General features: G+C 72.6%; 9 protein-coding genes. 2 read left to right on the top strand and 7 right to left on the bottom strand.

What is annotated here, in order from left to right:
• Positions 1 to 404: 404 nt before the first annotated feature.
• The 5 genes from AB0I88_RS13860 to AB0I88_RS13840 form a co-directional block, all read right to left on the bottom strand.
• Positions 405 to 872, bottom strand: coding sequence for a hypothetical protein (locus AB0I88_RS13860; protein WP_361022681.1), 468 nt, complete (start codon positions 870 to 872; stop codon positions 405 to 407).
• Between the two features lie 50 nt (positions 873 to 922).
• The gene (gene egtD / locus AB0I88_RS13855) at positions 923 to 1879 is read right to left on the bottom strand and encodes an L-histidine N(alpha)-methyltransferase (protein ID WP_361022678.1); all 957 of its coding nucleotides are present in this window, start codon (positions 1877 to 1879) and stop codon (positions 923 to 925) included.
• Between the two features lie 8 nt (positions 1880 to 1887).
• Positions 1888 to 2631: an ergothioneine biosynthesis protein EgtC gene (gene egtC / locus AB0I88_RS13850; protein ID WP_361022675.1), complete on the bottom strand. Its 744-nt coding sequence runs from the start codon at positions 2629 to 2631 to the stop codon at positions 1888 to 1890.
• The gene (egtB, locus tag AB0I88_RS13845; protein WP_361022672.1) at positions 2631 to 3923 is read right to left on the bottom strand and encodes an ergothioneine biosynthesis protein EgtB; all 1293 of its coding nucleotides are present in this window, start codon (positions 3921 to 3923) and stop codon (positions 2631 to 2633) included. The genes egtC and egtB overlap by 1 nt, the downstream gene beginning before the upstream one ends.
• Before the next feature lie 174 nt (positions 3924 to 4097).
• Positions 4098 to 5372 carry a glutamate-cysteine ligase family protein gene (locus AB0I88_RS13840; protein WP_361022668.1) on the bottom strand — a complete coding sequence of 425 codons (1275 nt, stop codon included), beginning with the start codon at positions 5370 to 5372 and terminating at the stop codon, positions 4098 to 4100.
• A gap of 204 nt (positions 5373 to 5576) precedes the next feature.
• Here AB0I88_RS13840 and AB0I88_RS13835 point away from each other — a divergent pair, with 204 nt between their 5' ends.
• Positions 5577 to 7814, top strand: a complete 2238-nt coding sequence (locus tag AB0I88_RS13835) for a glycoside hydrolase family 3 N-terminal domain-containing protein (RefSeq protein ID WP_361022665.1) — start codon at positions 5577 to 5579, stop codon at positions 7812 to 7814.
• On the opposite strand, the gene AB0I88_RS13830 is transcribed toward AB0I88_RS13835, so the two are convergent.
• Positions 7811 to 8485, bottom strand: coding sequence for a helix-turn-helix domain-containing protein (locus AB0I88_RS13830; protein WP_361022662.1), 675 nt, complete (start codon positions 8483 to 8485; stop codon positions 7811 to 7813). The two genes, AB0I88_RS13835 and AB0I88_RS13830, sit on opposite strands and share 4 nt — an antisense overlap.
• 107 nt (positions 8486 to 8592) lie before the next feature.
• Between AB0I88_RS13830 and AB0I88_RS13825 the strand changes: the two genes are divergently transcribed.
• Entirely contained in the window at positions 8593 to 9402 is an 810-nt protein-coding gene (locus AB0I88_RS13825) for a class I SAM-dependent methyltransferase (protein ID WP_361022659.1), read from the top strand.
• Between the two features lie 140 nt (positions 9403 to 9542).
• On the opposite strand, the gene AB0I88_RS13820 is transcribed toward AB0I88_RS13825, so the two are convergent.
• Positions 9543 to 10241: a GNAT family N-acetyltransferase gene (locus AB0I88_RS13820; RefSeq protein ID WP_361022656.1), complete on the bottom strand. Its 699-nt coding sequence runs from the start codon at positions 10239 to 10241 to the stop codon at positions 9543 to 9545.
• Between the last annotated feature and the right edge of the window lie 24 nt (positions 10242 to 10265).

Below are 10265 nucleotides of genomic sequence, written 5' to 3'. Positions count from 1 at the left end.
AACCCGGATCACGGCTACCTACGGCCGGCAAACACGACACCCGCCACGGGTGTCATCACACCCACCACGGGTGTCACGTTCTCAACGAACACATCGCTGGTGAACACTGGCCCCCGCCCCACAGCGACACGGCACCCTCCGGCCACCGAGCCCATCCGGCCCGCCGTCATCCTCCGAGCCCCGCCCCATCAGCCCCGTGACGCGGTCTTCGCCGGCAAGGCGTCCGCCCAGCGGCGGACCACGGGGCGCGGTCCTCGTCTGAGAAGGACCTACGAGAAGGACCTACGAGCGCGCCCTCCCTTGAGCAGCCGGCAGGGATGTCAGCGCTGTTTCAAGAACGCCGGAACAGCCCTCAACACCAGCCGGACCTCACCGGCCGAGCGACGACACCGTTCCCATCAGGGTCAGCGGACGGCCTCGGCCCAGGTGTTCCAGGCGGCCAGCCATTCGTCCTGGGCGGCGGCTATCGCGGAGACCTTGGCGTAGTCGACCGGGCGGAGGCCGCGCCGGCGGAACCAGGCGACCTGGGCGGGACGGCTGGGCACGCCGGGGCCGAGCCGGGTACCGAAGAGGAGGGTCTCGCTGACGGCTCGGCGGCGCAGCGCCGGATCGGCGCGGAACCACTCGGCCTCGCGGTCGAGGCGGGTGAGCTGGTCGAGCATGTCCTGGACGGCGCGGCGGGCGGTCACCTCGGTCTCGCCGGCGAGGTCCATCTGGCGGAGGACGGCGTCGCGCCACAGTTGCTGCCAGGCGCGCGGCAGCAACGGGCGGGGGCCGCCCTCGGCCCACCAGTCGGCGTGCTCCCTCGACGTCCGCAGGACCGCTTCCACCAGCAGGAGGTGCGGTTCGCGGACAGCTGTCCCGGATTCCATGTGGCACCCCCTCGGTGCCAGGGAAGCACGAAGCGTCAACCTTCCGGGCGTTACCCCGCCTGGGCCAGGGCCACGCCGAAACGGTCGCCCGGATCCGTCCACCAGTGGCTCAGGTGGAAGCCGGCGGCGGCGAGTTCGGCGGACAGACCGTCGCGGCGGAACTTGGCGGAGATCTCGGTGCGCAGTTCCTCGCCGGCGGCGAACTCCACCGTGAGATCCAGCTCCGGCAGGTGCGCCACCTGGTCGCGGACCGAGCGGAGCCGCATCTCGATCCACTCCCGCCCGGCGTCCCAGAGGGCCACGTGCTCGAACGCGGCCGGGTCGAAGTCGCCGCCCAGTTCCCGGTTGATCACCCGGAGCACGTTGCGGTTGAACTCGGCGGTTACCCCGGCCGCGTCGTCGTAGGCCGGGACCAGCACCGCCGGGTCCTTGACCAGGTCGGCACCGAGCAGCAGCCACTCGCCGTCGTGCAGGGCGGCGCGCAGCGCGGTCAGGAAGCCGGACCGCTCCGGTGGCGTCAGGTTGCCGATGGTGCCACCGAGGAAGGCGACCACCCGGTTGTCGCCGTCCGGGAGGTACGCCAGATGCCGGGCGAAGTCGCCGACCACCCCGGTGACGGTCAGCCCCGGATAGGCGGCGGTCAGGGCGCCGACGGCCGCGGACAGCGCGGTCGCCGAGACGTCCAGCGGCACGAAGGAGCCGAGCGTGCCCCGCTGAAGCATCGCGTCGAGCAGCAGACGGGTCTTCTCGGAGGAGCCGGAACCCAGCTCCACCAGGCATTTCGCCTCGGTGATCCGGGCGATGGCGGGGGCGTTGGCGGCGAGGACCGCCCGTTCGGCACGGGTCGGGTAGTACTCCGGCAGCCGAGTGATCTGCTCGAAGAGTTCGCTGCCGCGGGCGTCGTAGAACCATCGGGGCGGCAGCCACTTCGGGGTGACGGTCAGGCCGGCGAGCACGTCGGCGCGCAGCGACCGGGCCAGGTCCCGGTCGTCGATCAGCGTGAGCATGCGTCTCCTCAGGGGTTCGGTGTCATCTCCAGGCCGGCGGTGGTGGCGACGACCAGGTGGCCGTCCGGGACGGGCCGCCAGGCCGGGGAGGCGTCCAGGGGTTCGGAGCTGATAAGGACCGCGCCGCGGCCGGCGCGAGCCGACAGGGCGTGGCCGTGGGCCGTCGCGATCAGCTGGGTTCCGTCGGTGAGCAGCAGGTTCAGCCGGGACCCGGGGGCCGCCGCGGCGACCTCGGCGACCAGGGCGGCGACCGCCTTCGCCGGCGGCTCGCCGGCCCGCAATCTCGCCCGCAGCAGCGCCCACAGGGTCGCCGAATCGGTCGGCGCGTCGAGCGTGAGCAGGTCCTCGACCGGCAGGCCACGGGCGAGCGCGGCGACCGCCGCCGGCCAGCCGCGGATCACGCCGTTGTGGCTGAACAGCCACCGGCCGTCTGTGAACGGCGCGGCCGCGGTCTCCACCACCGGCAGGCCCACGGTCGCCGAGCGGACCGCGGCGAGGATCGCCCCCGACGAGGTGGCGGCCGCGAGCGGCGGCAGCGCGGCGTCGGTCCAGATCGGCATGGCACTGCGGTACCGCACCGGTTCGGCGGCGCCCGGCGGCCACCAGCCGACACCGAAACCGTCGGCGTTGATGGTGCCGCCGCCGCGCATGTCGCGCGGGGCCCACGCCTGGGTGGCGAGCGCGTGCGGCGGGTCCAGCAGGAGACTCGACAGCGGTACGGGCGGGCCGAGATACCCCAGGTGGCGGCACATCAGGCGTCTCGGGCGCAGCGGAAGCCGGAGAAGATCTGCCGCCGGATCGGATGGTCCCAGTTGCGGAACGTGCCCCGGCAGGCGGACGCGTCGGTGCCGAACGAGCCGCCGCGCAGCACCCGGTAGTCGCCGCCGAAGAACACCTCCGAGTACTCCCGGTACGGGAAGGCGCTGAACCCGGGATAGCCGTCGAATCCGGTGGACACCCACTCCCAGACGTCGCCGATCAGCTGGTGCACGCCGAGCGGGGAGGCGCCCCGAGGGTAGGCGCCGACCGGTGCCGGGCTCAGGTGGCGCTGGCCCAGGTTGGCGTGCCGTGGGCCGGGTGGGTCGTCTCCCCACGGGTAGCGGCGGGATCGGCCGGTCGCCGGGTCGTGGCGGGCGGCCTTCTCCCACTCTGCCTCGGTGGGCAGGCGCTTTCCGGCCCATGCCGCGTACGCCTCGGCCTCGAAGTAGCAGACGTGGACCACGGGTTCGTCCGGGTGCACCGGGTCGACCCGGCCGAATCGGCGGTAGTGCCAGCCGTCGCGGTCCCTCAGCCAGTGCAGCGGCCGTGTGAGGTCCGCGTTCTTTCGGTGCGCCCAGCCGCGTTCACTCCACCAGCGCGGGTCGTCGTAGCCACCGGCATCGATGAAGGCCGCGTACTGTCCATTGGTCGTCGGGGCGGCGTCGATCCAGAAGGCGGGGACGTCGACGGTGTGAGCAGGGCGCTCGTTGTCCAGGGCCCAGGGCTCGGTGTCCGTACCCATGAGGAATTTGCCTGCTTTTATAAAGATTTCTCCGCTTATGTTGGTCTGGGCGGGAGGCGGCGGCGGAGCGGACAGCACGGGACCGCCCACCCGGAGCTGATGGGTGGCGAGCATCGTCTCGTCGTGCTGCTGCTCGTGCTGGACGATCATCCCGAAGGCGAATCCGCCGTCGACGAGCGGCCGGGACGAATCGAGGCGGACCCGGTCGAGCACGTCCAGGACCTTGTCGCGGACGATCGCCGTGTACGCCCGGGCTTCCGCCGGATCCAGCAGCGGCAGAGCGGGACGGTCCCGGCGGGCGTGCTTGAAGGCATCGTAGAGCTCGTCGATGTCGTGACGCACCGGATCCCGGCCGCCCACGTCCCGGACCAGCCAGAGCTCCTCCTGGTTGCCGACGTGCGCCAGATCCCACACCAGCGGGGACATCAGCGGCGAATGCTGGCTGATCAGATCGTGGTCGTCGACCGATTCGGTGAGCACCCGGGTCCGGGCGCGGGCACGCTCCAGCTCAGCGGCGATAACGAGCCGCAAGTCCCCGGTCATGCCGTATTTCCCTTCGCATGCCCTCCCGGCCCTCGCCTGCGAGGCCCGTGGTCTGCTGCGGCCGGGTGCCGCTCGGTGCGGTCGGTCATGCCGTACTTCCCTTCGCATGCCCTCCCGGCCCTCGCCTGCGAGGCCCGTGGTCTGCTGCGGCCGGGTGCCGCTCGGTGCGGTCGGTCATGCGGGAATCCCCTCTCGGTGGCGGTGCAGACGGCGCCGGACACCCTCGGCCACCGTCTGCCGGACGGCGGCCGGCAGACCGGTCCGGTCCAGGTGGCAGAGGGCCAGGTCGGCCAGGGCGACGGCGGACCGGCGGACCGGCTCGTCGGCCAGGCCGAACCGGGCGGCCGCATGCCAGCGGCCGGCCCCGGCGGCGGCCAGTTCGCGGGCGCGATCGGTGAGCGTGTCGGAGTCGAGCAGGGTGACGAGCACCGCCGCCGGAACGATCCATTCGCCGCCGGGCTGACTGTCCAGGTAGCGGACCTCCAGGTAGCCGCGGGGCCGGACCGGCGGGAACAGGGTGCCCAGGTGATAGTCGAGGTCGGCCGACGTGGGCGGCCGGTCGACCGGCTCGGTGAGCAGTGGCGGCCGTCCGCGGCGGGGGCCTATCCGCCGCGCCCCGATCCGCCCGGCGCCGATCCGGCCGGCCTCGATACCGCCCGCCTCGATCCAGTCGGCGAAGGTCACTCCGGGCGGGACGTCCCAGCGGCCGTGGGGCCGGGAGACGCACAGGAGCGGGGCGCGCAGCGCGTACTCCGCCCAGGCTCGCGCGGGGTCCGCGGAGGGTGGGACGGGAGCGGTACGCCGGGGGTCGATCCGCAGCCAGGCGGCCATCCGTGCGGACGCCCAGCCGTCGGCCGGAGAGTTCGCGAACAGGGCCAGCAGGGCCGGGCCCATCTCGTGCAGGGCCGCCCACCGGGCCGGAATCCGGTGCGCCTCGCCCGCGTCGAGGCAGATCTGGAGGCCCGCCGTGGCGGTCATCATGGTCCGCCCGGCCTCGTCGAAGGACCGTTCCATCGCGGCGTACCGCGGGGTCTGGAGGATGCGGCGGGGGCGCCGGAACGGGTCGAGTCCCCGCTCCCCCAGCACCAGCCCGGCGCCGGCCAGCAGCGTGGTGAGGGACTCGCCGTCGGCGGTGACCGCGTCGTACAGCTCGGCCAGCGATCCGGCCGGGGCCGAGGAGATCTCGAGCTGGCCGCCCGGCTCGACGGTGACGGCGCCACCGCCGGGCAGTGGCACGGGGTCCGGGTTGCCGAGGGTGACCGGTGCGTGCTCGCCCAGTGCCTCGGCCAGGTCACCGGCCCGCAGTTGCGCGGACGGGTCGGCGGCTCGGTGTGTGGTCCACTCCAACTCGGCGCCGACCCGCAGCGGTGGGCCGGTCTTGAAACAGATTCCCGCGATGTGCTCGATCGCCTCGGCGGTCCGCCGAAGAACCCGGTCAGCCGAACCCATGACCCCCCTTGGATCACCATGCGTGATCAACAAACTTCACTGCGTGCGGTCCGCTAAGGACCATACCGGCATCGCGGTGAATTCGCCTCCCCGGCCAATCAGCCGGACGATGAAGTTCCGGAACCGGATCGGGGTGCCGGAACCGGTTCCGGACTGGAAGACTCCGAACCGTTCGTGTTCGGCACATCTCCTGGGAGCGACACCATGCCCATGCCATATCAGGACTTCACGCTCGGAGTTGCGGAGCGCGTGGAGGATCTGCTGGGCCGGATGACGCTGCCCGAGAAGGCCGGACAGATGCTCCAGCTCGACGCCCGGCAGGACCTCTCCGAGATCGTGCTGGAGAAGCTCGCCGGTTCGATTCTGCACACGTCACCGGCCAAGCTCGTCGAAGCGGCCGAGATGGTCGCGCGCACCCGCCTGCGGATCCCGCTGATCACCGCGGAGGACTGCATCCACGGCCACGGGTTCTGGCCCGGCGCCACGGTCTTCCCCACCCAGCTCGGCATGGCCGCCACCTGGGATCCCGGTCTGGTCGAGAAGGTCGGCCGGGCCACCGCCGTCGAGGCCGCCGCCACCGGCGTGCACTGGACCTTCTCACCGGTCCTCTGCATCGCCCGGGACCTGCGCTGGGGCCGGGTCGACGAGACGTTCGGCGAGGACCCGTACCTGATCGGCGAGCTCGGCGCCGCGATGATCCGCGGCTACCAGGGCGACGGCCTGACCGACCCGACCGCCATCCTGGCCACCGCCAAGCACTTCGCCGGCTACTCCGAGACGCAGGGCGGCCGGGACGCCAGCGAGGCCGACATCAGCCGGCGCAAGCTGCGCTCCTGGTTCCTGCCGCCGTTCGAGCGGGCCGCGGCCGAGGGCTGCCGGGTCTTCATGCTCGGCTACCAGTCGATGGACGGCGTGCCGATCACCGCCAACAAATGGCTGCTCAACGACGTGCTCAAGGGCGAGTGGGGCTTCACCGGCACGCTCGTCACCGACTGGGACAACGTCGGCCGGATGGTCTGGGAGCAGAAGGTCTGCGCCGACTACGCCGAGGCCGCGGCACTCGCGGTCAAAGCCGGCAACGACGTCATCATGACGACCCCCGCCTTCTTCGAGGGCGTCCAGGAGGCGATCCGGCGCGGCCTGCTGCAGGAGGACGATCTCGATTCAGCGGTACGCCGGATCCTGCGCCTGAAGTTCGAACTGGGCCTCTTCGAGAACCCGCGCACCCCGGACGCCGCCCGGCAACGGGAGGTGATCGGCTGCTCCGCGCACACCGCCCTGAACCTGGAGGTGGCCCGCCGTTCGCTGGTGCTGCTGCGCAACGACGGCGTGCTGCCCCTGCCGTCCGCGCCGTCGAAGCGCATCGCCCTGCTCGGGCCCAACGCCGACGACGTGTCCGCGCAACTCGGCGACTGGACCGGCGACTCCGGGCAGGTCGACTGGATGCCCGGCGGCCACCCGCGGGAACTGACCGCGACCGTGCTGGACGGGCTGCGCGCCCTGCTGCCCGCCGGCTGGGAGCTGGACTTCGATCCGGCCGTGGAGATCGAGCGGCTGGTGCCCGACCCGGACGGCGAGACGTTCCCGGACGGGCAGCCCCGGCCGCCGATCTCCGAGGCCGTCCCCGCCTCGCCCGATCGGCTCGCTGCCGCGGCGTCCCTCGCGGCCGCCGCCGACTACGCGATCGTCGTCGTCGGCGACACCGTCAACCTCAACGGCGAGCACAAGTCCACCGCCACGCTGGAACTGCAGGGCGGGCAGATCGCGCTGCTCGACGCGGTCGCGGCCACCGGCACCCCGATGATCGTGGTGCTGATCGACGCCAAGCCGCTCGCACTGCCGCCGTCGGCGCTCGAGGCCGCCGCGATCGTGCAGGCGTTCAACCCGGGCATGCGGGGCGGGCAGGCGATCGCCGAACTGCTTCTCGGCCTGATCGAGCCGACCGGGCGGATGCCGATCTCGGCCGCCCGGCATGCCGGCCAGCAGCCGGTCTACTACAACCAGCTGCGCGGCCAGCACGGCTCCCGGTACGCCGACCTCACCCAGGACCCGCTGTTCGCCTTCGGGGAGGGCCTCAGCTACACCACCGTGACGTACGACGGGCTCAGCATCGAGGAGCCGGACGTCGCCGCCGACGGGGTGGTGCGGGCCACCGTGCGGCTCACCAACACCGGGACACGCCCGGCCCTGGAAACCGTGCAGGTTTACGTGAGCGACCTCGTCACCAGCGTCACCTGGGCGGCACGGGAGCTCAAGGCGTACCGGCAGGTGACCGTCGCGCCCGGGGAGAGCGTCACCGTCGAGCTCGAGGTGGCGGCGGCGGACTGCACGCTCGTGTCGGCGGACGGCGTACGGGCCGTCGAGGCCGGCGACTTCGAGATGCTCGTCGGGCCGAACTCGCGGCCGTCGGCCCTCCAGTCGGCCAAGTTCCGGATCTCCTAGGGCCGCGGGACCGTCGCGAACGGGGACTGCCGGAACCATCCGGGCAGTCCCCGGCGCAACTCCGCCGGGCCCTCGAACGCCACCTCGCCGGAACGCAACGCCGACGCCCAACTGCGCTCGCCCCGCCACACGTCGGTCAGGCAGCGCAGGTCGGCGGTCACCCGCACGTCCACGTCGTGACCGGGGTCGACGTCACAGACATCCGCCTCGGCCGGGGTGATCACCAGCCACCACTCCCGCGATCCCGGCGGCGCGGACGGGAACGAGAACCACAGCACGGTACGCCGGCGCGGCACCGCCTCATGATCGACCCCGCGGTGCATGTCCCACAGCAGCAGCCTCGGATCCAGGTCACGGTCACCCAGCTCGGGAATCCAGCGGGCGCCCCACGCGCCGAGAGCCATCACGATCGGCTCCAGCTCCTTGCCGGACACGGTCAGCTCGTACTCCACCTCGGCGCCGTACTCGTGGCGCTCCACCAGCCCGGCCGCGGCCAGCTGCTGGAGACGCCGGGACAGCAGGGTCGGCGACATCCGCGGCAGTCCCCGGCGCAGATCGTTGAACCGGCGGCTGCCGGCCAGAAGCTCCCGGACCAGCAGCATGGTCCAGCGCTCGTCGAGCAGCTCCATCGCCTTCGCGACCGGGCAGAACTGCCCGTATGACGCTCCCATCCCGTGACCATAGGGCCAACCAGGGAGAACGTCCGTCCGGAAGCGGACAGTGGCGATACACATCGTGTACTAGGCCCGCCGTCTCCGCGACGCCTACCGTCAGTGACATGACGAACCCCACCTTGAAGATGAAGCATCGCGCCATGTGGGCCTCCGGCGACTATCCGGAGCTCGCCGCCGACCTCGTCTCCCCACTCGGGCCGATCCTGGTCAAGGCGGCCGGGGTCGGCGCCGGGCAGACCGTCCTCGACGTCGGCGCGGGCACCGGCAACGCCGCGATCCCGGCCGCCCTCACCGGCGCCACCGTCACCGCCAGTGATCTCACTCCGGAGTTGCTGGCGGTCGGCGAACGCCTGGCCGCCACCCGCGACGCCAAACTCACCTGGACGGAGGCCGACGCCGAGGCGCTGCCCTTCGACACCGCCTCGTTCGACGCGGTCCTGTCGTGCATCGGCGTCATGTTCGCCCCGTTCCACGAGACCGCCGCCGCCGAACTGCTCCGCGTCTGCCGTCCCGGCGGCACGATCGGCCTGCTCAACTGGACGCCGGAAGGCTTCGTCGGCCAGATGTTCGCCACCATGAAGCCGTACGCCGCCCCGCCCCCGGCCGGCGCCCAGCCCCCGCCCCGCTGGGGCGATCCGGACCACCTGCAGTCGCTGCTCGGCGCCGGCGTCACCGGTGTGTCGGTGGAACGCCGCAGCCTGCGGGTGTCCCACTTCCGTACCCCGGAGGACTTCCGCGACTACTTCAAAAGCCACTACGGCCCGACGATCGCCGTCTACCGCAACATCGCCGACGACCCGGCCCGGGTGGAGGCCCTGGACTCCGAGCTGGCCGCACTGGCGTCCCGCTTCGACCAGGGTGGCGGGGTGATGGACTGGGAATACCTGCTCTACACCGCCACCCGGGCCGCCTGAGACCGGTCACCCGGCTGCCGCCGGCCCGCACCGGCTCTCACTCCGCTCCCAGCGGCGCCGCCCTCACACCCGGCGGCGCCGCTCCCCGCCTCCGCTCAGATGCGCCGCTCTCAGGTGCGCCACTCTCAGGTGCGCCACTCTCAGGTGCGCCGCGCGGCGGCGACCCGGCGAGTCGCGAACCCGAGCCGCGAATAGGTCGCCAGCGCCGCCGTGTTCCAGTAGTCGACCAGGAGCGCCACCCGCTCCCGGCCGGTGAGCAGCTCGTCGGCGACGAACGCGCAGATCGCCGCCCCCAGCCCGCGACCCCGGGCGGACGGCCGGGTGGCCACGCCGGACAGGAACCCGATCTCCGCGGTCGACCACGCCTCCGCCGCCACGGTGAGCAGAGCGCCCTCCCCGTCCCGGATGCCCGCCCACCGCCGCACGCCCGCGCCGCCCGGCCGGGCATACGACTCCGGATAGGCCTCGTCGATCAGCGCGGTCACCTCGGCCCAGTCCTCCTCGCCGAGCCACACCGCCCCGTCCACGGTCCGGGCCACCGGCGCGGTCCTCTCCATCCAGGCGAAGGCCGCGCTCACCTCGAGCCCGGGAACCCGCGCGACCACCTCGGTCACCAGTTCCTCGGTCCCGAACGGCCGGAAGGTCTCCCCGGTCCCCGCCAGCACCTCCGGCAGCAGGGCCGCCAGCGCCGCCGCATCCCCGTTCATCACCAGGCGGTCCCAGTGGGACAGGTCCGGGCACGCGACGACGACCGCACCCGGCCGCCGCCAGACGCGCGCCTCCGGCGCCGCCAGCGCCCACCGAACGAGCGGATCCCCCTCCACCGCGACATCGATCATGGGATCATGCTGCCATCGGGCTCC

The organism is Actinoplanes sp. NPDC049802, assembly GCF_040656595.1.
Taxonomy (GTDB): domain Bacteria; phylum Actinomycetota; class Actinomycetes; order Mycobacteriales; family Micromonosporaceae; genus Actinoplanes.
Note: the sequence above shows the minus strand (reverse complement) of the source record. Positions and strands in the feature narration are given on the sequence as shown.

Bases quoted from the DNA above. Each gene is read 5' to 3' on its own strand.
- AB0I88_RS13860 (WP_361022681.1), bottom strand. From the start codon at position 872: ATGGAATCCGGGACAGCTGTCCGCGAACCGCACCTCCTGCTGGTGGAA.
- egtD (WP_361022678.1), bottom strand. From the start codon at position 1,879: ATGCTCACGCTGATCGACGACCGGGACCTGGCCCGGTCGCTGCGCGCC.
- egtC (WP_361022675.1), bottom strand. From the start codon at position 2,631: ATGTGCCGCCACCTGGGGTATCTCGGCCCGCCCGTACCGCTGTCGAGT.
- egtB (WP_361022672.1), bottom strand. From the start codon at position 3,923: ATGACCGGGGACTTGCGGCTCGTTATCGCCGCTGAGCTGGAGCGTGCC.
- AB0I88_RS13840 (WP_361022668.1), bottom strand. From the start codon at position 5,372: ATGGGTTCGGCTGACCGGGTTCTTCGGCGGACCGCCGAGGCGATCGAG.
- AB0I88_RS13835 (WP_361022665.1), top strand. From the start codon at position 5,577: ATGCCCATGCCATATCAGGACTTCACGCTCGGAGTTGCGGAGCGCGTG.
- AB0I88_RS13830 (WP_361022662.1), bottom strand. From the start codon at position 8,485: ATGGGAGCGTCATACGGGCAGTTCTGCCCGGTCGCGAAGGCGATGGAG.
- AB0I88_RS13825 (WP_361022659.1), top strand. From the start codon at position 8,593: ATGACGAACCCCACCTTGAAGATGAAGCATCGCGCCATGTGGGCCTCC.
- AB0I88_RS13820 (WP_361022656.1), bottom strand. From the start codon at position 10,241: ATGATCGATGTCGCGGTGGAGGGGGATCCGCTCGTTCGGTGGGCGCTG.